Source organism: Actinomycetospora sp. CA-053990 (assembly GCF_050948445.1).
Classification (GTDB): Bacteria; Actinomycetota; Actinomycetes; order Mycobacteriales; family Pseudonocardiaceae; genus Actinomycetospora; species Actinomycetospora callitridis.
In genome coordinates this window covers 4,873,619-4,894,798 of the sequence record NZ_CP192043.1, presented here as the reverse complement: position 1 = coordinate 4,894,798, position 21,180 = coordinate 4,873,619, and the positions used below count along the sequence as shown (strand labels likewise).

At 74.6% G+C, this 21,180-nt stretch carries 19 protein-coding genes, 1 tRNA gene and 1 pseudogene; 13 read left to right on the top strand and 8 right to left on the bottom strand.

Going from position 1 to position 21,180, the window contains the following annotated elements:
• Position 1 precedes the first annotated feature (1 nt).
• The 3 genes from ACQPYN_RS25075 (at position 2) to ACQPYN_RS25065 (ending at position 1,565) form a co-directional block, all read left to right on the top strand.
• A complete protein-coding gene (locus ACQPYN_RS25075) occupies positions 2-583 on the top strand; it encodes a class I SAM-dependent methyltransferase (RefSeq protein ID WP_433028984.1) in 582 nt (193 codons plus the stop codon).
• Entirely contained in the window at positions 580-1,410 is an 831-nt protein-coding gene (locus ACQPYN_RS25070; RefSeq protein ID WP_433028982.1) for an alpha/beta fold hydrolase, read from the top strand. The genes ACQPYN_RS25075 and ACQPYN_RS25070 overlap by 4 nt, the downstream gene beginning before the upstream one ends.
• Positions 1,411-1,492: 82 nt before the next feature.
• Positions 1,493-1,565 (top strand) — tRNA-Leu (locus ACQPYN_RS25065).
• 3 nt (positions 1,566-1,568) lie between these two features.
• On the opposite strand, the gene bcp is transcribed toward ACQPYN_RS25065, so the two are convergent.
• Complete coding sequence (bcp, locus tag ACQPYN_RS25060; protein ID WP_274193768.1) at positions 1,569-2,042, bottom strand: thioredoxin-dependent thiol peroxidase; 474 nt, start codon at positions 2,040-2,042, stop codon at positions 1,569-1,571.
• Between the two features lie 82 nt (positions 2,043-2,124).
• Between bcp and ACQPYN_RS25055 the strand changes: the two genes are divergently transcribed.
• The 3 genes from ACQPYN_RS25055 to ACQPYN_RS25045 all read left to right on the top strand — a co-directional run bounded on the left by ACQPYN_RS25055 (position 2,125) and on the right by ACQPYN_RS25045 (position 4,561).
• The gene (locus ACQPYN_RS25055; protein ID WP_274193767.1) at positions 2,125-2,346 is read left to right on the top strand and encodes a DUF3618 domain-containing protein; all 222 of its coding nucleotides are present in this window, start codon (positions 2,125-2,127) and stop codon (positions 2,344-2,346) included.
• Between the two features lie 80 nt (positions 2,347-2,426).
• Positions 2,427-4,154, top strand: coding sequence for an AMP-binding protein (locus tag ACQPYN_RS25050; protein ID WP_433039025.1), 1,728 nt, complete (start codon positions 2,427-2,429; stop codon positions 4,152-4,154).
• The gene (locus tag ACQPYN_RS25045; protein WP_433028980.1) at positions 4,151-4,561 is read left to right on the top strand and encodes an acyl-CoA thioesterase; all 411 of its coding nucleotides are present in this window, start codon (positions 4,151-4,153) and stop codon (positions 4,559-4,561) included. Before ACQPYN_RS25050 ends, ACQPYN_RS25045 begins: the two co-directional genes overlap by 4 nt.
• Here the strand turns inward: ACQPYN_RS25045 and ACQPYN_RS25040 are convergent.
• The 4 genes from ACQPYN_RS25040 to ACQPYN_RS25025 all read right to left on the bottom strand — a co-directional run bounded on the left by ACQPYN_RS25040 (position 4,555) and on the right by ACQPYN_RS25025 (position 9,742).
• Positions 4,555-5,271, bottom strand: coding sequence for a hypothetical protein (locus ACQPYN_RS25040; RefSeq protein ID WP_433028978.1), 717 nt, complete (start codon positions 5,269-5,271; stop codon positions 4,555-4,557). The two genes, ACQPYN_RS25045 and ACQPYN_RS25040, sit on opposite strands and share 7 nt — an antisense overlap.
• A gap of 33 nt (positions 5,272-5,304) precedes the next feature.
• Positions 5,305-6,576 carry an adenosylmethionine decarboxylase gene (speD, locus tag ACQPYN_RS25035; RefSeq protein WP_433028976.1) on the bottom strand — a complete coding sequence of 424 codons (1,272 nt, stop codon included), beginning with the start codon at positions 6,574-6,576 and terminating at the stop codon, positions 5,305-5,307.
• Positions 6,573-7,736: a type III PLP-dependent enzyme gene (locus ACQPYN_RS25030; RefSeq protein WP_433028974.1), complete on the bottom strand. Its 1,164-nt coding sequence runs from the start codon at positions 7,734-7,736 to the stop codon at positions 6,573-6,575. The genes speD and ACQPYN_RS25030 overlap by 4 nt, the downstream gene beginning before the upstream one ends.
• A gap of 1,169 nt (positions 7,737-8,905) precedes the next feature.
• On the bottom strand, positions 8,906-9,742 hold the full coding sequence (locus ACQPYN_RS25025; protein ID WP_433028972.1) for a hypothetical protein: 837 nt from the start codon (positions 9,740-9,742) through the stop codon (positions 8,906-8,908).
• Between the two features lie 129 nt (positions 9,743-9,871).
• Between ACQPYN_RS25025 and ACQPYN_RS25020 the strand changes: the two genes are divergently transcribed.
• A complete protein-coding gene (locus ACQPYN_RS25020; RefSeq protein WP_433028970.1) occupies positions 9,872-10,282 on the top strand; it encodes a TIGR03618 family F420-dependent PPOX class oxidoreductase in 411 nt (136 codons plus the stop codon).
• On the opposite strand, the gene ACQPYN_RS25015 is transcribed toward ACQPYN_RS25020, so the two are convergent.
• Entirely contained in the window at positions 10,279-11,208 is a 930-nt protein-coding gene (locus tag ACQPYN_RS25015; protein ID WP_433028968.1) for a TIGR03854 family LLM class F420-dependent oxidoreductase, read from the bottom strand. The genes ACQPYN_RS25020 and ACQPYN_RS25015 overlap by 4 nt on opposite strands.
• Complete coding sequence (locus ACQPYN_RS25010) at positions 11,205-11,927, bottom strand: type 1 glutamine amidotransferase (protein WP_433028966.1); 723 nt, start codon at positions 11,925-11,927, stop codon at positions 11,205-11,207. Before ACQPYN_RS25010 ends, ACQPYN_RS25015 begins: the two co-directional genes overlap by 4 nt.
• Before the next feature lie 59 nt (positions 11,928-11,986).
• Here ACQPYN_RS25010 and ACQPYN_RS25005 point away from each other — a divergent pair, with 59 nt between their 5' ends.
• Positions 11,987-12,409 carry an HIT family protein gene (locus ACQPYN_RS25005; RefSeq protein WP_433028965.1) on the top strand — a complete coding sequence of 141 codons (423 nt, stop codon included), beginning with the start codon at positions 11,987-11,989 and terminating at the stop codon, positions 12,407-12,409.
• Between the two features lie 235 nt (positions 12,410-12,644).
• On the top strand, positions 12,645-12,938 hold the full coding sequence (locus ACQPYN_RS25000) for a hypothetical protein (protein WP_433028963.1): 294 nt from the start codon (positions 12,645-12,647) through the stop codon (positions 12,936-12,938).
• A 15-nt stretch (positions 12,939-12,953) separates the two neighbouring features.
• Here ACQPYN_RS25000 and ACQPYN_RS24995 read toward each other — a convergent pair whose 3' ends face one another.
• Entirely contained in the window at positions 12,954-13,979 is a 1,026-nt protein-coding gene (locus ACQPYN_RS24995; RefSeq protein WP_433039023.1) for a tryptophan--tRNA ligase, read from the bottom strand.
• Positions 13,980-14,029: 50 nt separating this feature from the next.
• On the opposite strand from ACQPYN_RS24995, the pseudogene ACQPYN_RS24990 reads away from it, so the two are divergent.
• The 4 genes and pseudogenes from ACQPYN_RS24990 to ACQPYN_RS24975 all read left to right on the top strand — a co-directional run.
• Positions 14,030-15,043: pseudogene (locus ACQPYN_RS24990) on the top strand (DPP IV N-terminal domain-containing protein); the annotation flags it as partial.
• A gap of 170 nt (positions 15,044-15,213) precedes the next feature.
• A complete protein-coding gene (locus tag ACQPYN_RS24985; RefSeq protein WP_433039021.1) occupies positions 15,214-16,170 on the top strand; it encodes a prolyl oligopeptidase family serine peptidase in 957 nt (318 codons plus the stop codon).
• A gap of 538 nt (positions 16,171-16,708) precedes the next feature.
• The gene (locus ACQPYN_RS24980; RefSeq protein ID WP_433028961.1) at positions 16,709-19,312 is read left to right on the top strand and encodes a cutinase family protein; all 2,604 of its coding nucleotides are present in this window, start codon (positions 16,709-16,711) and stop codon (positions 19,310-19,312) included.
• A 76-nt stretch (positions 19,313-19,388) separates the two neighbouring features.
• A complete protein-coding gene (locus ACQPYN_RS24975; protein WP_274188322.1) occupies positions 19,389-21,053 on the top strand; it encodes an acetolactate synthase large subunit in 1,665 nt (554 codons plus the stop codon).
• Positions 21,054-21,180 lie beyond the last annotated feature (127 nt).

Sequence of the window (21,180 nt, the reverse complement as noted above, 5' to 3'; positions counted from 1 at the left end):
CGTGACCGACCAGTACTTCTCGGAGCAGCCCGGGTCGGCGTCGGACCCGGTGTCGTTCCGTCTCGAGGTCGGCGGGGTCGCGCTCGACCTCACCACCGACGCCGGGGTGTTCTCGCGCGGCCGGCTCGACAAGGGCACCCGGGTGCTGCTCGCGCACGCCCCCGAGCCCGCCGAGGGTGACCTGCTCGACCTCGGCTGCGGTTACGGGCCCATCGCACTCTGGCTCGCCGCGCAGCAGCCGGGCGCGACGGTCTGGGCGGTGGACGTCAACGACCGCGCCCTGGACCTCGTGCGGGCCAATGCGGCGGCGGCGCGGCTGTCCAACGTCCGCGTCTGCCGCCCCGACGAGGTGCCCGACGACGTGCGGTTCGCCCAGCTCTGGTCCAACCCGCCGATCCGCTCGGGCAAGGCCGCGCTGCACGAGCTGCTGCTGCGCTGGCTGCCGCGCGTCGACGGGCCGTCGTACCTCGTCGTGAGCAAGAACCTGGGCTCGGACTCGCTCGCCCGCTGGCTCGCCGAGCAGGGCCACCCGACGACCCGGCTGTCGTCGAACGCGGGATTCCGGGTACTCGAAGTCGCGTGATCTCCTACGCGCACGAGGGCAACGGCGTCCCCGTCGTCTGCCTGCACGGCTGGCCCGGGGCGGCGTCCGACTACCGCGCGCTCCTGCCGCTGCTCGAGCGCGACGCCCAGGTGGTCGTGCCCGAGCTGCGCGGTTTCGGTGCCTCCTTCGCGCCGTCCGACGTGGACCGCCCGGCGACGGACTTCGGCCGTGACGCCCAGGCCGCCGCGGTGATCGAGCTGATGGACCAGCTGGGCTTCGACGACGCGGTGCTGGTCGGCTACGACGTGGGGTCGACGACGGCGTCGCACATCGCCCGGACCCGTCCCGAGCGTGTGCGGGCCCTGGTGCTGGGCAACGCGATCCACCCCGGCTCGGCGGCGGCCTCGCTCGACGACGACCACCGCGCCGAGTTCTGGTACCAGGACTTCCACCAGCTGGCGCTGGCGTCGCGGCTGGTGGACGGGTCCGGGCCTGCCGTGCGGACCTACCTGGAGCACTTCTGGTCGCACTGGGGGCACCGGGCGATCGCGTCGGTGACCGACGAGCTGGTCGAGGCCTACGCGCGTCCGGGCGCCTTCACGACGTCGCTGAACTGGTACCGCTCGGGGTCGGCGACCCTGGCCACCGCGCTCGCGATGCGCGGGCAGGAGCCGCCGGCGCCGATCACCGTGCCGACCACGGTGCTCTGGGGCGACCAGGACCCGCTCTTCCCGCCCCGGCTCGCCGAGGGGCTGGAGCAGGCGTTCTCCGACCTGCGCGGCGTGCACCACCTCGAGGACGTGGGGCACTTCGTGCCGTTGGAGGCGGCGAACGAGGTCGCGGCGGCGGTGCGGGCGCTGTTGTAGGGCGTCCAGTCGCTGCACCGAGGCGCCTGGAGGGGTCGTATCGTCGGAGCAGCCCGACGCAAGGCGTAGTCCAACAGGCAGAGCCGGCGTAGCCCAATGGCAGAGGCACCGCGCCTAGGACGCGGACAGTGGGGGTTCGAATCCCTCCGCCGGCACCTTCAGAGCTTCAGATCGCGCAGCAACCGGCCCACGTGGCCGGTGGCCTTGACGCCGTACTGGGCCTCCTCGATGTTCCCCTCCGCGTCGATGAGGAACGTCGAGCGGATGACGCCCACCGTCGTCTTCCCGTACATCGTCTTCTCGCCGTAGGCGCCATAGGCCGCGAGGGTCGACTTGTCCGGGTCGGAGAGCAGCGGGAAGGTCAGCCCCTCCTTGTCGCGGAACTTCGCGAGCTTCTCCGGCTTGTCGGGCGAGATCCCGAGGACGGCGACGTCGGCGTCGTTGAACGAGGCCAGGTTGTCGCGGAAGTCGCAGGCCTCCTTCGTGCACCCCGGGGTCATGGCGGCCGGGTAGAAGTAGACGAGGACGCGGTGCCCGCGGTGGTCGGCGAGCGACACCGTCGACCCCTGATCGGAGGTCAGCGAGAAGTCCGGCGCGGGTTGACCGGGGGCCAAGCGGGTATCGGCGGTCACGGGCGGGCAGGATAGCCGCCGACCACCGGCCGGTCGCGAACGAGCGACGGTCAGCGCGACCGACGACCACACGGGAGGTGTCGTGGCACGGGACACGGACGCCATCGAGAAGGAGATCCAGCAAGCGCGCGAGGCGCTGGCCGGAGCCCTCGACGAGCTCTCCGAGAAGGCCAGCCCCCAGCGCCTCTCGGAGCAGGGCAAGGAGATGGCCGCTCAGAAGTGGGCCGACCCGAGGATCAAGTACGCCGTCTACGCCGCCGGCGCACTGGTGGGGCTCGTGATCCTGCGGAAGCTGTTCAAGTAGCGGGGGACGCAGCGTCTCCCGGGTCCGATGGCCGAGGTGGTAGAACCGCCTCGGCCATCGGCGTCTCGAGGGAAGGGCCCATCGTGTCGGAGCTCAGCAAGGCCGCGACGGAGTTCCGCCGGGCGCGGGATCTCCTGCTGGAGCGGCGCGAGGACCTCGACGCCGCGCTGCGCGACTTCGCGTGGCCGCAGCTCGACGAGTTCAACTGGGCCCTCGAGCACTTCGACGCCATCGGCTCCGACCCCGGCACCTCGCAACGCCCGGCGCTGTGGGTCGTCGAGGAGGACGGGCGGGAGACGAAGTACTCGTTCGCCGACATGAGCGAGCGCTCGAACCGCGTCGCCAACTGGCTGCGTGCGCAGGGCGTGGGCCGCGGCGACCGGGTCATCCTCATGCTCGCCAACCAGGTCGAGCTGTGGGAGACCATCCTCGCGGTGATGAAGCTCGGCGCGATCCTCATCCCGTCGACGCCGATGCTCGGTGCCGCCGACCTGCGCGACCGCATCGACCGCGGCAACGCGAAGCACGTCGTCGTCCGCGATGTCGACGTCGACAAGTTCGACGACGTCCCCGGCGACTACACCAAGATCGCCGTCGGCGACCGCATCACCGAGCCCTGGCTCGACTTCTCCGCCGCGTACGACGCCCCGGCCGAGTTCACGCCCGACGGACCGACCAAGGGCAGCGACACCCTGCTGCTCTACTTCACCTCGGGCACGACGTCGAAGCCCAAGCTCGTCGAGCACACGCACACGAGCTACCCCGTCGGCCACCTGTCGACGATGTACTGGATCGGCCTGCAGCCGGGCGACGTGCACCTCAACGTCGCCTCGCCGGGCTGGGCCAAGCACGCGTGGTCGAACGTCTTCGCGCCGTGGATCGCCGAGGCGACGATCTTCATCTACAACTACACCAAGTTCGACGCCGACAAGCTGCTCGACGTGATCGTCGAGAAGGGCGTCAGCACGTTCTGCGCGCCGCCGACGGTGTGGCGGATGCTGATCCAGGCCGACCTGACGCGCGTGCAGGTGCCGGTGCGCGAGCTCGTGGGCGCGGGCGAGCCCCTCAACCCCGAGGTCATCGAGCAGGTCCGCGACGCCTGGGGCATGACCATCCGCGACGGCTTCGGCCAGACCGAGTCGACGCTGCAGATCGGCAACCCGCCCGGGCAGCCGGTCAAGGACGGCTCGATGGGCCGCCCGCTGCCGGGCTACCCGATCGTGCTGGTCGACCCGGTCACCGGCGAGCGCGGCGACGAGGGCGAGATCTGCATCGACCTCGCGAACCGCCCGCTCGGGCTGATGGTCGGCTACAAGGACGACGCGGAGCGCAACGACGATGTGATGCGCGACGGCGTCTACCACACCGGCGACGTCGGCTCCCGCGACGCGGACGGCTACATCACCTACGTCGGGCGCTCCGACGACGTGTTCAAGGCGTCGGACTACCGCATCAGCCCGTTCGAGCTGGAGAGCGTGCTCATCGAGCACGACGCGGTCGCCGAGGCCGCCGTCGTCCCGTCACCCGACCCGCTGCGCCTGGCCGTGCCGAAGGCCTACGTCGTGCTCTCGACGCGCTACGAGGCCTCGCGGGAGACGGCGCTGGCGATCCTGCGCCACGCCCGCGAGAACCTGCCGGCCTACAAGCGCGTGCGCCGCCTGGAGTTCTACGAGCTCCCGAAGACGATCTCCGGGAAGATCCGTCGCGTGGAGCTCCGCGGCCGGGAGGACGAGCTGCGCCCCGGCCCCGACGCGCCGGCCCCGGACAGCGAGTACCGGGACGAGGACTTCCCCGAGCTGCGCCAGTGACCTACTCGTTCGCCGTCGTCCCGCGCTACGCGGAGATCGACCAGCAGGGCGTGGTGTTCAACGGCCACTACCTGACCTGGTTCGACGAGGCCTTCACCGGCTTCCTCGACCACGTCGGCCTGCCCTACCCGAAGCTGATCGCGTCGGGGGTCGACGTGATGGTCGTGCACTCCGAGCTCGACTACGGCGGCTCCGTGCGCTGGCGCGACGACGCCCGCGTCGAGGTCACGTGCGAGCGCCGGGGGACGACGAGCTTCACGCTGGGCTTCACGGTGTACCGCTCGGCGGACGAGGTGGCCGTGGTCGGCCGCAACGTCTACGTCGTCGTGGTGCAGGACCCCGAGACCGGCGACTGGGGCAAGGCCCCCGGCATCCCCGAGGAGCTCGCGGCGGCGCTGGGTCAGTAGTCCTCGAGGGCGTCGTGGGCGTGGTCGAGGAGCTCCCGGTGCAGGGGCTCGTCGCGCCGCGGGGGCCGGTCGGGTCCGCGGACCCCGCGCAGGCGGGCGAGCATCAGCAGCGCCCAGAGGGCGTGCTGGCGCGCGGGCGGGGTGAGGGTCCGTCGGCCTCGTTCGAGGTCGCGGTGCTCGTCGAGAGCCCGCCGGACGGCCTCGCCGTCGTCGCCGCGCCGGATGCTGTCGAGCACGAGGCGCGGGAACGCGGGGTCGAGGCCGGGGTAGCCGTCGGGGAACCACCGGGCGACGGCCGCCCCGACGACCTCGAGCTGGTGGGCGGCGAGGGCGTCGTCGTCGAGGGCGTCGAGATCCCCGGGACGGAGGCGTCGCGGGGGCGGTGTCGGCGGCGGTGTCGGCGGATCGCGTCGCCACCGGGCGACCACCCGGACGCTCACGAGCCCGACCAGGTAGCCGGCGGGGACGACGAGCAGCGATGCCACCGGCAGCCACGGCCGGACGCCGACCGCCCCGTCGCCGGAGATCGCGACGAGGGCCAGGACCACCGTCACGGGGACCGACAGCCAACCCAGGAACGCGACCACCCACCCCGGCAGGAACCCGGGCGGCGGGTCCCCGACGGCGGCGAACGCGACCAGGACGCCCGGCGCCGTGACCAGCCACAGCAGCCCGACGATCGCCCAGACCACGCTCAGCGCGACGCCCACGCACCGATCATGGCGTGCGCGCGGTCGTCCGGGTCAGGAGCCCGGCAGGCCGGCGCGGATCGCGAACGGCAGGATCGCGCCGCGGCGCAGGGCGTCGGCGTCGATCGAGGTCAGCTCCGGGAAGCGGTCCAGGCGTGAGATCGCGAGCGCGACCGGGTCGTCCACCGGGTCGACGCGGCCGCTGAGGTAGGCCCACTCGTGCTCGTCGGAGCAGTAGGGCAGCACCGTCGCGAACACGTCGTCGAAGCGGTCGGTCATCCGCTGCAGCGTGTCGTTGCGCCACAGGGTCGGGCAGCCCGCCTGCGAGCACACGACCCCGCCGGGGGTGAGGACGTCGGCGCACCGGCGCAGGAACTCCGCACCGTAGAGCCGGGCGTGCTGGGCGGGGTCGGTCACCTCGACCGGCTCGTCGGGCAGGTCGACGATCACGACGTCCCAGCGCTCGCCGCGCGCGGCGGCGTCGGCGAGGAACTGCCAGCCGTCGGCGTCGTGCATGCGTACCGGGCCGTCGCCGGCCTCGGCGGCGGCCAGCTCGGCGGGCGTGTAGCCGTAGGGGAGCAGCTCGGCGCACCGGCGGACGCACTCGGTGTCGATGTCGACGTGGTCGACGCGGGTCGCGCCGGCGGCCAGCGCGAGCTGCGAGACGACGCCTTCCGACGACCCCACGACCAGCACGGAGCGGAGCTCGTCCGCCAGCAGCATCGGGGGGACGGCGAGCGCCTCGTGGTAGACGAGCTGGCTCTGCTCGGTGGACTGGCGCTCGCCGTCGCAGAACAGCGAGATGCCCTGCGCGGTGCGCGCGACCATCATGTCCTGCCACTCCGTGCGACCCCGCCACAGCACCTCGTCGAGCCGCCAGCGCCGGCGCATCCCGGCCGCGAGGGGCTCGTCGACCTCCCGGCCGCCACCCGCGGGCGCGAGTCCGGCGCCCCGGGCGACGACCTGCGCGCGCACCTCCGTCGCCCCCAGCTCTCGCCCCAGGGTGTCGACGACGAGCTCGGGGTCGGCCTGCACGCCGCAGGTGAACACGTCCACGAACGCCGCGGAGGCCTCGGGGTACGCGTGCACCGAGGCGTGCGACTCGGCCAGCAACGCCATGACGGTGGTGCCCTGGGGCTCGAACCGGTGCGTGATGACGTCGAGCACCGTCGCGCCGCCCTCGTCGAGCGCGCGGCGCAGGGCGTCCGCCACGGCGTGCTCGTCGCCGAGCACGGCGGGATCGACACCGCGCAGCTCGGCGAGCACGTGGCGGCCCGCGAACGACGCGGGGTCCGTCTGGTGTGTGGTCGGGGTCGTGGTCGTCAACGCCCACCTTCCTCCGGGGTCTCGTGCACGTACGTGGGCAGGGGCGGCAGGCCGTTGAAGCCCACCGAGGCGTAGCTGGCCGTGTAGGCGCCCGCGCCGAGGAACTCGACGACGTCGCCGGGCGCGAGGTCGAGGGGCAGGCGGACGTCGGCGTGGCGATAGAGGACGTCGTCGCCGTCGCAGGTGGGCCCGGCCAGCACCACGGGACCGGTCGCGCCGGTGCGTCCGGGCGTCCGGAGCCGGTAGACGATCATCTCGCCCTCGGTCTCGGCGAGCCCCTGGTAGCGGCCGACGTCCAGGTAGACCCACCGCCGCCCCGCACGCTCGGCGACGAGCACCACCTCGGCGCGCAGGGTCCCGGCGTCGGCCACCAGGGCCCGGCCCGGCTCGGCCACCAGACGGGGACGCCACCGGCCGGCGTGACGGGCGAGGGCCTCGCGGATCGCGGCGGCGCAGGCGGCGAGGTCGGGTGTCGGACCGCCGGCGTGCGTGGTGGGGAAGCCGCCGCCGAGGTTCAGCTCCCTCGGAGCGTCCTCGCCGAGGCGTGCGGCGACCCGTGCGGCGACGTCGATCGCGCGCGCCCAGGCAAGGGGGTCGCGCTGCTGGCTGCCGACGTGGAAGCCGATGCCGGCGGCGTCGAGACCCGCCACCCGGGCGCGACCCAGGAGCGCCACGGCGTCGTCCTCGCCCGCGCCGAACTTCCCCGCGAAGGGCGTCGCCGCGCCGTCGTCGGCGACCGCGAGCCGCACGCCCACGGTCGCGCCCGGGGCCTCGCGGGCGAGCAGGTCGACGTCGGCCGGGGCGTCGGTGGTGAAGCGGGCGACCCCGGCGGCGCGGGCGGCCCGGACGTCGGTGACCTTCTTCACCGGGTTGCCCCAGGACAGCGCGCCGGGACGGGCGCCGGCGAGCAGGCAGAGATCGAGCTCGCCGACGCTCGCCAGGTCGAACGACGCGCCCTCGGCGACGAGCAGGGTCAGGACCTCGGACTGCGGGTTGGCCTTGACCGCGTAGCAGAGCTCCACATCGGGCAGCAGGCCGCGCATCGTGCGATAGGCACTGCGCACGATGGCCAGGTCCAGATCGAGCCGGGGTGTCGGCATCTCGACGGTCGGAGGGCGCGCGACGTCGCGCGCCCCGAGCTCGGCACCCACGCCCTCCATCGTGCCCGCGGAAAAGCCGGGAGAACCACGAAACGGCTGACCCGGCGTGCGGGAGCGGCGTAGCGTGCAGATCTCCGAGGTCGTGGGGCCACGGACCGCTGTCGGGGGCGGGCTGGATTCGACGCTGGATTCGATGGGGGTTGAATGCCGTCCACCTCGTCCCGAGGGTGGAACCCGGCGCCGCGTCCGCGACCGTGGCCGTTCCGCACTCCGCGCAACATCGTGGTCACCACGTTGTTCACGGTCGCCCTCGTCGCTGCGCTGTTCGGCGTGGGCACGGCGGTCGTCCCGGCCGGCCCCCGCGAGGACGCCACCGGCCTCACCGGCAACGCCTCGGACGCCCCCACCACCTCCGAGACGGCCGACGGTTCCTCCGAGGGCGAGCCGGTCTCCGGCGAACCAGCCAGCGAGGCGCCCGCCTCCACCGACGACCCCCAGGCCCTGCCCGGCGGCTCGCTCCCCGACGGCTCTCTTCCCGATGATGTCGCCCCGCCGCTGACGCCCATCCCGCTGCCGGGCTCGCGCCCGCTCGGCACACCGTCGGCCTCGGCGGGCGAGCCCGCGTACCCGGGCTCCGCGCAGCCCGTCACGCCGCCCCCGGGCTTCGACCAGCTCGCACCCGAGCTCGACCCCGTGCCCCTGCCGGGTGCCGACAGCTCGCCCGACCCCATCGAGCCCCCGCTCGACCCGAGCATCCCCCTCGACACGGGAGGTCCGACGCCGACCTCTCCGCGGGAGACCGGGCCGCGGGAGACGGCTGACGACGACGACACCGGTCCGGTCCTCGACCTCCCGCTCCTGCCCGACCCGACGCGCGACGAGCCCACCGGCTCGCCCGGCGGCAACGGCGGAGGCCGGGACGCAGGAGGCCGGGACGCAGGCGGCCGGGGCGAGGGCAACGGTGGCGGCCGCGGCGGCGACCGCGGTGACGGTGACGAGCGAGGCCGGGGCCGCGGAGGCGGTGGAGGCCTGCTGCCCGACCTGCTGCCCAGCGGCGCCGACGAGCCCTCCTCGCCCACCGGGACGCCCGCCCGGACGCCGGCGGAGACCCCCGCCGACCGACCCGGGGGAGCGGCCACCACTCCGCCGGTGACCACGGCCGACGACCCCACCCTCGAGCTCCCCACCGGCTCCCGCACCGCGGCGACCACGCCCGAGGGCTGGCCGACCTACGGGGAGCCGACCGAGAGCGCGGACGCCGACAGCAGCGGCCCGGAGTCGACGCCGGAGGGCACCGCCGAGCGCTCGCTACCCACTACGACGCCCGAGGGCTGGCCGCTCCCGAGCGACGCCACGGTCGCCCCGGACGACGACACGTCCGGGAGCTCCGCGGCGCCCACCACGACCACCGACCCGTCCACCGGGGTCACCACGACCACCGATCCGGAGCGGGGCACCACCACGACCGTCGACCCCACCACCGGGGCCTCGCTGACCACCCGCACGAGCGCGCCGGAGGACCGCGACCCGGCGTCCGACGACGACACGTCCGCTCCGGACACCACCGAGGCCGACCCCACGTCGACCGCGGCCCGGACCGCCCGCCCGTCCGCCTCGGCGTCGGCCGACGGGGCCGAGGCCTCGGCCGGCGACGCGACGGCGTCCGCCTCGGACGGGGAGGCCTCGGCGTCCACGGGCGACGAGTCGGTCACCGCGACGCGGCCCCGGACGACCACCCAGGCCCCGGAGTCGTCGGACAGCTCGGACCGGTCGTCGGAGACCTCGTCCCGCGCCAGCACCCGGGCCACGGCCGACGACGACCCGACCACCCGCAGCTCGGCCACCGGCAGCTCGGCCACCCGCAGCTCGGCCACCCGCAGCTCGGCCACCGACGGCCCGACCTCGCGGCGCACCGTGGCCACCGGGGACCGCGACCCGGGTGGGTCCAGCTCGGAGAGCTCGAGCAGCTCGGAAAGCTCGGACAGCTCCGACACCTCCGACAGCTCCGACAGCTCCTCGGACCGGACGTCGACCAGCGCGGCCGAGGTGGAGCCCCAGATGGTCATCCCGACCACGTCGCCGATGGACCCGCGCTTCTGGGCGTGGCTCGCCGACACCGTCACCCGGTCGGCGTCACCGCCGCCGCCCCAGGGCGGGTGACCGCCCGCGCACCCGGCAGGGCACGATCGGCGTCCGTGACCGTGACACCGGCCGACCTGCACGCGCGCGGCGAGGAGTTCGCGCAGTTCTGGTCCGAGTACCACCTCTGCACGCTGACGACCCTGCGCCGTGACGGGTCGCCGCACGTCGTGCCCGTCGGCGTCACCCTCGACCTGGACACCGCGATCGCCCGGGTCATCACGTCGGGCACCAGCGCCAAGGCCCGCCAGGTGCGCGCGGCGGGGGAGGGCGGCGCGCGGGTCGCGGTCAGCCAGGTCGACCGCGGCCGGTGGTCGACGCTCGAGGGGTTGGCGGTGGTCCGGGACGACCCGGAGTCGGTGGCCGACGGCGAGCACCGCTACGCCCAGCGCTACCGCGTCCCGCGGGAGAACCCGAAGCGCGTCGTCCTGGAGATCGCGCTGACCCGCGTGATGGGTAGTCGTTAACTCTCCAGCGGGACGAGGTGCTCGGCGAACTCGTCGAGGAACCCCGGCCACGACGCTGGCGCCACGGCCGGGCGGACGACGAACTTCGTGATGCCCTCGTCGACGAACCGCTGCACCTGAGCGCGCGCGGCGTCCCAGCCGTCGACGAGGAGCTCGTCCGGGTCGATCTCGGGCCGCCGGTGCGCGAAGGACGCGCGCGCCCGGTCCGCGTCCTGCGCGGACGTCTCCGGCGGCAGGACCAGGAGGTTCGTGCCGTAGTGATCGTCCTCGACCTCGCGGCCCGCCTCGTCGGCCGCGGCGGCGATCGTGCGACGTGCCTCGCCCGCCTCGGCGGGGGTGACGAACGAGGCGAGCCACCCGTCGGCCAGCCGTCCGACCCGGCGCAGGGCGGCCGGGACGAGGCCGCCGAGCCAGAGGTCGAGCGGGCGGGCCGGGCGCGGCGCCACGACGGCGTCGTCGAGGGTGAAGAACGACCCGTGGAACGTCACCGACTCCTCGGTGAGCAGGCGGCGTACCACCGTCAGGGCCTCCTCGAACACCGCAGCACGCGGCCCCGCGACCGGGTAGGCGGTGCGCTCGGCCGCGGTGGCCGGGCGCAGGCCGAAGACCGGCAGGATCCGCTTCGGTGCCAGGGCGGCGAGGGAGGCCAGCTGGGCCGCGACGACCGCCGGGTTGCGGCCGGGCAGGACGATCACGCCGCTGCCGACCTTCAGCGAGCTCGTGCGGGCGACGGCCCAGCCCATCGCCACGAGCGGCTCGATGGCGGGCGCGGCGATGCGGTCGGGGAACCACACCGAGTCGATGCCCCGCGCCTCGCAGCCGTCGACGAGCTCGAGGGTCGCGGCGGCCGGGTCGTCGCGCGACGGACCGGCGCCGATGCCGACCCGGACCTTCATCGGGTCACTCGTCGTCTGGGCACGGCTCATCGGGCCACTGTGCGGTTCACCAGTCCCGCCCGCTCGGCGAACGCGTCGAACAGGCCCCAGCTCGCCACGCGCGACTCCTCGGCCCGCGCGACGGTCTCGGCGCGCAGGGCCGCGGGGTCGATGCCGAGCTCGATCAGGCGCTCCGCCGACAGCCGGCGCATCCAGAGGTCGAACTCCTGGGGGGTGACCTCGGGGTGGAACTGCAGGCCCAGGTGCGGGCCCTCGCGGAACGCCTGGTCGCAGCGCGGCGAGGTGGCGAGCACCTCCGACGACGGGGGCGCGGTGAACGTGTCGAAGTGGAACTCCATCCACGGCCCGGCGGGCACCACGTCCGGGGCGGTGGTGACGATCTCCTGCCACCCGTTCTCCCGACGCCCCGAGGCGGGCTCGGCCCGGCCGCCGAGCACGCGCGCGAGCAGCTGTCCGCCGAAGCAGATGCCGAGCACCGGCGTGCCGGCGGCCATCGCCGCCCGGAGGTGGTCGATCTCGGCGGCGAGCCACGGCACGTCGTCGTCCCACGCGCCCTGCGCCGAGCCGAGGACGGCGACCGCGTCGACGTCGGCGGGATCGGGCATCGGGCCCCCGGCGACGGCGGGCACCATGGTGACGCCGCGGTCCGCCGCCCAGGTGGTGAGGGTCCCGGCCAGCACGGGCACGGTGTCGGTGTCCGTCTCGTGGCCGATCACGAGCAGGGTCGGGGAGTCCGGGGCCGGGTCCATGTCCGTCCCAACGCCCCGGGTGCGTCGATCCATCCGGCGACCCTGACACGCTGCGACCCGTGAGCAAGCCCTGCGCCTTCTGTGCGGTCGTCGCCGGCGACGCGCCGGCCGACGTCGTCCACTCCGGCCCCACGACGGTGGCGTTCCTGGACACGAAGCCGGTCTTCCCGGGTCACGTCCTGCTCGTCCCGCGGACGCACGTCACCACGCTCGCCGACCTGCCTCCTGACGAGCTCGCGGCGTTCTTCACGCTCGCCCAGCGCCTCGAGCGGGCGGTGGAGGGCGCCATGGACGCGCCCGGCTCGCTGGTGCTGATCAACAACGTGATCAGCCAGTCGGTGCCGCACCTGCACCTGCACGTGATCCCGCGCCGGCCCAAGGACGGGCTGCGCTTCTTCCTCGGACCGCGCCACCCCTACGGCTCTCCGGACGAGTCAGCCGCCGTCGCTCGGCGTATCGGTGCTGCTCTGGAAGCCGGATGACTCTCACCGTTGGTCGCCGGTGCCGTTGACGCGCCGAAAGGTCGCCATCGGACGCTCAACGGTCGCGAACGCCCGCAAACGGTCCTCCGCGATCGACCGACGGTTGGCGTCCGGACATCCGATCGAGTGAGACCCTACCCGTCGGTCCACGCGAGATGTCATCCTCAGCGCAACGCACGCGGTGGTCCTCCGGGCACGCTCGGTCACTGCGCTCCCTGTGACGTCGGAGGTGCTCGTGCCGGTCCTCATGTGGGTCGCGATCGTGGTGGCCGTCTGGTGCGTCGCGTCGATCGTCACGGCGCTCGCGCTCGGCACCTGGCTGCGCCGCCGTACCGAGGCCACCGATCCGGACGGCGCGCTGCGTCCGCTCGACACGGGGCCGCTGCGGCTCTGGCTGGGCGAGGTGCCCGAGGTCCCGGAGACGCCCGAGGAGATGGGCCGTCGCGGCGGGTGGGACGGGCTGGTCGCCGGTCTGCCCGCGCCGCGTCGCGAGTCGGCCGGGATCGCCGAGCGCACGACCATCGGCTGACGCGTCGGGCCGGGCTCAGACCTCCACGCCCACGGCGCGCCGCACGCCCCGCAGCACGCGCAACGCCTGCTCGCGCGCCACCTCGGCGCCGTGGGCCAGGATCGCGTCGAGCTCGCTGTCCGGCGCGACGAGCTCCTCGTAACGAGCCCGCAGCGGGCCGAGCTGCACCTCGAGCACGTCGGCGAGCTGGTTCTTCAGATCACCCCAGCCCACCCCGCCTGCCTCGAGCCGCTTGCGGGTGTCGGCCACGACGTCGGGCTCGGCGAACTGGGCGAGGATCTGGAACACCGCCGAGGAGTCCGGATCCTTCGGCGCCTCGACCGGCGTGGAGTCGGTCGGGATGCGGCGCACCATCTTCTTGAGCTTCGGCGCGGGCAGGAAGAGCGGGATGTAGTTGTCGTAGGACTTGCTCATCTTGCGGCCGTCGAGGCCGGGCAGCGTGTGGCCCGTCGTCTCCGGCGGCACCACCGCCTCGGGGATGCGCAGCCGGAAGCCCTGCCCGTAGCGGTGGTTGAAGCTGCCCGCGACGTCGGCGGCGATCTCGACGTGCTGGAGCTGGTCGCGGCCGACCGGCACGAGGTCGGCCTCCATGATCAGGATGTCCGCGGCCATGAGCACCGGGTAGTCGAAGAGACCGAGGTTGATCCCGGCGTCCGGGTCCTCGCCGGCCTCGACGTTGCGGTCGCGGGCCGCCTTGTAGGCGTGCGCCCGGTTCATCAGGCCCTTGCCGGTGACGCAGGACAGGATCCAGGTCAGCTCGAAGGTCTCGGGCACGTCGGACTGCTTGTAGAAGACCGTGCGCTCGGGATCGAGACCCGCCGCGATCCAGGTCGCGGCCACCGAACGCGTCCACGCGGCGATGTCGCCGGCCGCGGGCGTGCCGGTGAGCGCGTGGTGGTCGGCGATGAAGTACCGCGAGTCGAAGTCGGCCGTGCGGGCGAGCTCCAGCGCAGGCCGGATCGCCCCCACGTAGTTGCCCAGGTGCGGCTCGCCGCTGGGCTTGATCCCGGTCAGGGCGATCTTGCGTCGCTCCGTCTCCACCACGGGCCGAGCCTAACGGGCGGGGGCGACCGGGTTCGGGCGTCGAGGGGGTGGCAGCAGGCAGACTCGGCCGCGTGACCGCCGACCCCGCCGCCTCCGATCCCACGGCCAGCTTCCCGCGCCGCCAGGCCGCCACGCGCCGGTTCACCCTCGGCGCCCCCCGCCGACCCACGGTCTCGCCCGACGGGCGCCGCGTGGTGCTGCTGCGCAGCCGCGCCGGCGACGACCCCGTGACCTGCCTGTGGCTGCTCGACGTCCCGTCCGGGCAGGAGCACCTGCTGGTCGACCCGCGCGACCTCGACGTCCCCGGCGACGAGGACCTGCCGCCGGAGGAACGCGCCCGCCGCGAGCGGGTCCGCGAGCAGTCCGGCGGGATCGTCGAGTACGCCCTCGACGCCGCGGCCAGCCTGGCGGTCTTCGTGGTGTCGGGCCGGGCGTTCACCGTCGACCTGGTGCCCGGGGCGCGCCCGGAGCCGCTGCCGGTGGACGGCCCCGTGATCGACCCGCGGCCCGACCCGACGGGCGCCCGCGTCGCGTTCGTCCGCGCCGGCACGCTGCACGTCCACGAACGCGCGACCGGCACGACCCACGTCCTGGCCGGTCCGGGGGACGGCGACGGCCCCGGGGTGAGCTGGGGGCTCGCGGAGTTCATCGCCGCGGAGGAGATGAACCGCTACCGCGGGTACTGGTGGTCGCCCGACGGCTCGCAGCTCGCCGTCGCCCGCGTCGACGACGCGCCGGTGAGCCGGTGGTGGATCGCCGACCCGGCGCACCCCGACCGCCGGCCCGTGGAGATGCCCTACCCCGCGGCCGGCACCGCCAACGCCGTCGTCGACCTCGCCCTCGTCGACCTCGACGGCACGCGCACCGCCGTCGACCTCGGGGCGGACACCGCGTACCTCGCCGACGTCGCGTGGAGCGTGCACGACCTGCTCGTCACCGTCTCGACGCGCGACCAGCGGCGCGTCGACGTCCGCCGCGTCGACCCCGACACGGGCGAGACGACGGTGGCCGTGGAGCAGACCGACGACGTCTGGGTCGACCTCGTGGGCGGCGTGCCCACGCACCTGTCCGACGGCGCCCTCGTCCGCTGCGCCGACCGGGACGACACGCGCCGGCTGGTCGTCGACGGCGTGCCCGTCACGCCCGCCGGGCTGCAGGTGAGGGGCGTCGCGGACGTCGACGGCGACACGGTGCTGTTCACCGCCTCCGAGCGGCCCGAGGACGTCACGGTGTGGACGTGGTCGCGCGCGGACGGGCCGGTGCGGCTGGGTCCGCAGTACGGCGTGTGGTCGGGACGTCGCGCGGGCGGGGTCACCGTGCTCGCGGGCGCCGACCTCGACTCCGACGGGACCCGGACCACGGTCCTGCGGGCCGACGGCAGCTCGGTCGGGGTGGTGTCGCACGCGCAGTCGACGGGGCTCGTCCCGCAGGTGCGGCGGGTCGCGACGGACCCCGGCGGCCCGTCGGTGGCGGTGCTGCTCCCGCACGACCACGTGGCGGGGTCCCGGCGGCTCCCGGTGCTGCTCGACCCCTACGGCGGGCCGCACTCCCAGCGGGTCCTCGCGTCGCGTGGGGCGTTCCTCACCAGCCAGTGGTTCGCCGACCAGGGCTTCGCCGTCGTCGTCGCCGACGGCCGCGGCACCCCGGGCGCGGGCCCGCCTACGAGCGGGCCGTGTTCGGCGACCTCGCGACCCCGGTGCTCGACGACCAGGTCGCGGCGCTGCACGCGGCGGCCGAGCAGGTCGGCGACCTCGACCTGGACCGCGTCGCCATCCGCGGCTGGTCCTTCGGCGGGTACCTGGCCGCGCTGGCGGTGCTCCGCAGGCCCGACGTCTTCCACGCGGCGGTCGCGGGCGCGCCGGTGACCGACTGGCGCCTGTACGACACCCACTACACCGAGCGCTACCTCGACCACCCGGACACACGCCCGGACGCCTACGAGCGCTCCTCGATCCTCGACGACCCCGGGACGACGGCTCCGGCGCGGCCGATCATGCTCGTCCACGGGCTCGCGGACGACAACGTCGTCGCCGCGCACACCCTGCGGCTCTCCTCGGCCCTGCTCGCCGCCGGGCACCCGCACACGGTGCTGCCGCTCTCCGGGGTCACGCACATGACGCCCCAGGAGGTCGTCGCCGAGAACCTGCTCCTGCTGCAGGTCGCCTTCCTGCGCGACGCGCTGGGGTAGCCCCTGCTTTGCACTCGGGAACACTTCGGCGACTTGTCCGAAACCGCCCCCACGCGCCGGCGCGCTCGCCGATGCTGACCGCGCGAGGGCGATCCGGCGCCGTGTGACCGGTCCCGCCCCGCCCCGGCCCCGGCCGGGTCCCGCGGGGTGGAGGGGTGTGGATGCGCTCGGTGCGGGGCGGTGGCGAGCTCGTCGACCGGTTCGGTCGCGCCGTGCCCGCCGCTCCGCTGGTGCGGCTGCGGGTCGACCGCACGCCGGGTGGTGTGCCGCTGCTCGTCGACGACGTCGCCGTGCCCGTGGGGCGCGGCGCCGACCCGCACCGCGCCGGCCTCGCGGTCGCCGCCCGCCGTGCCACCCACCTCGGGCGGCCCGTCCGCGTCGAGATGGCGGGGCGGTGGAGCGCGTGGCCGCTGGTCGTCCACCCCGACGGCGCCGTCGACGACGCGCGGGCGCCCCGCGCGACGCCGGTGCCGGGCGCCGGCGGGGCGTGGGACGACGTCCGCCGGAGGTCCCGCCGGAGGGCTCCGGTGCTCGCGGGGTGGCCGACCGGCCGCGACGGCGCCCCGTCGGCGTCCTCGCCGTGGCGGGGACGCTGGCCGCGACGCTGCTGGTCGGCGCGTTCGGGACGGGCGTCGTCACCCTCGCCACCCCCAGCGCGGCGCCCGCCGAGTGCCGGGACGTCACGCTCTTCGCCGTCAACGGCAGCGGCGCCGCGGGCGGTGAGACGCTCGCGGCGGTCACCGACCCGCTCGTGCAGCAGGTGGGGGCGCGGCTCGCCGTGGTCGCCGTCGCCGGGCCGGAGGTCGGCGCGTCGTACGAGGCGAGCGAGCAGCAGGCGGTCACCACCCTCACCGACCAGGTGGCCGCGCAGCTCGCCGCGTGCCCGGGAAGCCGCGCCATGCTGTTCGGCTACTCCCAGGGCGCCCACGTCGCGGGCGACGTCGCCGCCCGCATCGGGGCCGGTCAGGAGCCGCGCGTCCCCGCCGACCGGGTCCTCGCCGTCGGTCTCTTCGGCGACCCCGCCCGCAGTGCCGGGGTGCGCACCGTCCCCGCGGGCGTCACCGGACAGGGCGTGCTGCCGGCCCGCGAGGGCGGGTTCGGCGCGCTGGCCGCGCGCACCATCGAGGTCTGCGCGCCGCAGGACCCGGTGTGCGCCACCGCGGCGGGCGCCACCCCGCCGCCGCTGGAGCAGGCCGTCGCCGCCCCGGCACACATCGACTACCCGGAGCTCACCGTCGCCCCGGACACCCCGGCGACGGCCTGGGCATCCGAGTCGCTGGGCCGGCTCATCACCTCGCTGCCGGCCCCCGGCACGGCTCCCGCGGGCGGACAGCCGGCCGGGACCGCCACGGGTGCTCCGTCTGCCGGGACCACGGCGCCGGGGACGACGGCTCCGAGCAGTGCTGCGCCGACCAGCCAGGCCCCCGCGGGTGGCGGCGACTACGGCGACGGGTCCGACGCCCCTGCTGGGACCGGCGGGGCGGGCGCCGGCGCGGCCGAGCCCACGGGCACGACGGCTCCCGGGACGGGCGCGGGGACCGGGGCGCCGGTGACGACCGTTCCCGAGACGGGCACGGATCCGGGCTACGACACCGGTGCCGGTGCGACCGAGCCGACGGGCACGACGGCGCCCGGGAGGAGCACCAGCAACGGTGCGCCCGGGGCGGCCGATCCCGGCGACGACACAGGAGGGGACGCCGGCACCGGCTCTGGCGCCGCCACGCCCACCACCCCGCCGGGCACGGGCGGTGGCTCGGGCGGGGCGACGACCACGACATCGCCGGACCCGGCCGGCACCGGCTCGGGCACCGGCTCGGGCTCCGCGCCGACGGGCTCGCGGGCTCCGACCGGCACCACCTCGCCGCGGACCGGCGGGACGGGATCGGGATCGGCGGACAGCAGCGCCACGCCCCGGTCCACGACACCGCCGGACGAGTCGCCGGCCACGGGGCGCGGCAGCGGGACGGGCCGCACCGGGACGGGCAGCACCGGCACGCGCACCGGAGGCGCTCCCGGCTCCGACGCGTCGGGCTCGGGTGGTGAGGACGCCGGCGGGGATGCTTCGGATTCCGAAGCGTCCGGTGCCGACGATTCGGGTTCCGGTGGTGTGGGCGCCGCGCCCACGACCACCCGCACCACGCCCTCCGACGCGAGGGGCGGCCCCGCCCGATCGGGCGACGACCCTGACAACGACGCAGCCTCCGATACCGGAAGCTCGGGACAGGCGGGCGGCTCGCGAGGCGGCAGCGCAGGCGAGGCCACCGACGCCCTGTGGTCGCTGACCTCGGGCCTCGCGGGCTTCCAGGACTCCACCGGAGGCAACGTCGAAGGCGGCGGGCTGGACCCGGAAGAGGTCGAGAGCCCCAACGTGCCGGGTCGGCAGGTGGTCAAGCTCGAGGTGCCCGGGGGCGCCAAGCGCTCGGAGGTCCGCCCCGAGGAGGCCCAGGACATCCGCGCCGGCGAGCACCTGTTCTTCGGCTACAGCGCGTTCCTGCCGGCCGACTTCCCGGTCGACACCTCGGACTGGCAGGTCATCTGGCAGCTCCACGACGGCGGCACGAACACCTCGCCACCGGTGGCGCTGGAGATCGTCGACGGCAACCTCTGGCTCGCCAACGTGGGCGACCGCGTCCGCGACCTCGGACCGGTGCAGGCCGGCCGCAACCTCGACGTCCAGCTGGACATCCAGTTCGAGGAGGGCGGCGGCTCGGTCTCGGTGTACCGCGGGGGCCGGCAGGTCCTGCAGGACTTCCGGCCGCCGCGCGGCACGATGATCGACTCGTTCGACTACCTGAAGACCGGCATCTATCGCCACACCGGCGGGCCCGCCGAGCCGGCGACGATCTTCCTGAACGACCTCAAGATCGGCGAGACGCTCGAGTCGGTGTCGGGCCTCGCGGGCGCCGAGACGGGCGCCGAGACCGGCGCCGAGACCGGCGGGTCCGGGCAGGGCGGCGCGCAGGCCGGGGACGCCGACGGCGGCACCGACGCGTCCAACACCGGCGCCGGGACGGGCACCAGCACGCGCACCAGGGCGGAGCCGGCGTCCACCGGGACCGGCTCCACGGGCTCGACCGGCGCCGACACGACCGCCACCCGGGGCGTCGTGAGACCGTCCGGAATGCCCCGATCGCCCGGGTGAGTGTGCCGAACGCGCCCTGCGGGCACTTGACCACGGTCCGACGTGCGCCGAGACCCCGGGGAGTGGGACCGAATCCATGAGGGCCAGCGATCTGTTCATGCGTTGTCTCGAGGCCGAGGGCGTCGAGTACGTCTTCGGGGTTCCCGGTGAGGAGAACGCCGACCTCCTCATGTCGATGCGCGAGTCCTCGGTGCGGTTCGTGCCGACGCACCACGAGGCCGGCGCGGCGTTCATGGCCGACGTCTACGGCCGCCTGACCGGCCGCCCCGGCGTGTGCCTGTCGACGCTCGGGCCGGGCGCGTCGAACCTGGTCACCGGCGTCGCCAACGCGAACATGGACAACTCCCCGGTCGTGGCGATCACCGGGCAGGGCGCGACGACGCGCCTGCACAAGGAGTCGCACCAGGCGATGAACGTGGTCAACATGTTCACGCCGATCACGAAGTGGACGACGTCGCTGCGCGACGAGTCGACGATCCCCGAGGTCATCCGCAAGGCGTTCAAGCTGGCGGTGGCCGAGAAGCCCGGCGCCACGCACGTGGAGCTGCCCGAGGACATCGCCAAGCACGAGATCGAGGGCGCCGCCCCGATCGTGCCGCCGGAGAAGGTGCGCCGGCCCGTGCCGGACGAGAAGAGCATCCAGGCCGCCCTCGACCTCATCGCCCGCGCCGAGCGCCCCGTGCTGCTCGTCGGTCAGGGCTGCGTGCGCACCCGCGTGAGCCGCCAGCTGCAGCGCTTCGTCGAGTCCACCGGCATCTACGCCGGCATGACCTTCATGGGCAAGGGCGCGCTGTCCGACCGCCACGAGCGCAGCCTTTACGCCGTCGGGCTCGGCTCGCGCGACTACGTCACCGAGGTGTTCGAGGCTGCCGACCTCGTCATCGCCGTCGGCTACGACATGGTCGAGTGGCCGCCCGCCCGCTGGAACATCGGTCGCACCAAGCGGCTGCTGCACATCGACTTCGACCCCGCCGAGGTCGACGACGCCTACCGGCCCACCGTCGAGATCGTCGGCGACGTCGCCGCCACGCTCTGGGCCATCAACGAGGGCCTCACCGAGGAGCACCACTACCCCGACATCGATCTGCACCGCCGGGTCCGCCGGTCGCTCACCGAGGAGATCACCGAGGCGGGGGCGGGCGCCGAGTCCGAGACCGGCGACTTCCCGATGAAGCCGCAGCGAATCCTCGCCGACCTGCGCGCCGAGATGGACGACGAGGACGTCCTGATCAGCGACGTCGGGGCGCACAAGATGTGGGTGGCGCGGCACTACCCGACGTACGCGCCGAACTCCTGCATCATCTCCAACGGCTTCTGCTCGATGGGGATCGCGGTGCCCGGCGGGGTGTCGGCGGCGCTTGTCTCGCCGGAGCGTCGCGTGGTCGCCCTCTCCGGTGACGGCGGCTTCATGATGAACATGGCCGAGCTCGCCACCGCGACGCGTCTGGGGGTCGCCCCGGTCAACGTGGTCTGGGAGGACAACGACTACGGGCTGATCTCCTGGAAGCAGGAGGTCGAGTTCGGCCACCACTTCGGCACCGAGTTCACGACCCCGGACCTCGTGACGATCTCCGAGGGCCTCGGGTGCCACGCGCGGCGCATCGGCTCGGCCGACGAGTTCCGCCCGGCGCTCAAGGAGGCGTTCGACCGTCGCGACAAGCCGTCGGTGATCGTCGTCCCCGTCGACTACACCGAGAACGTGAAGCTCACCAAGCGCCTGGGGCAGCTCATCGCCCGCTGACGCGGTGAGGACGGGGCCGTGACGGTGCCCACGGGGTGGTCCACCCGTGGGACCTGGACGTTGCGCCCAGCTCCGGGTCGCGGATACTGCCGCAGAACCCCGTCCACGCTGAATCGTGAAGGTGCCG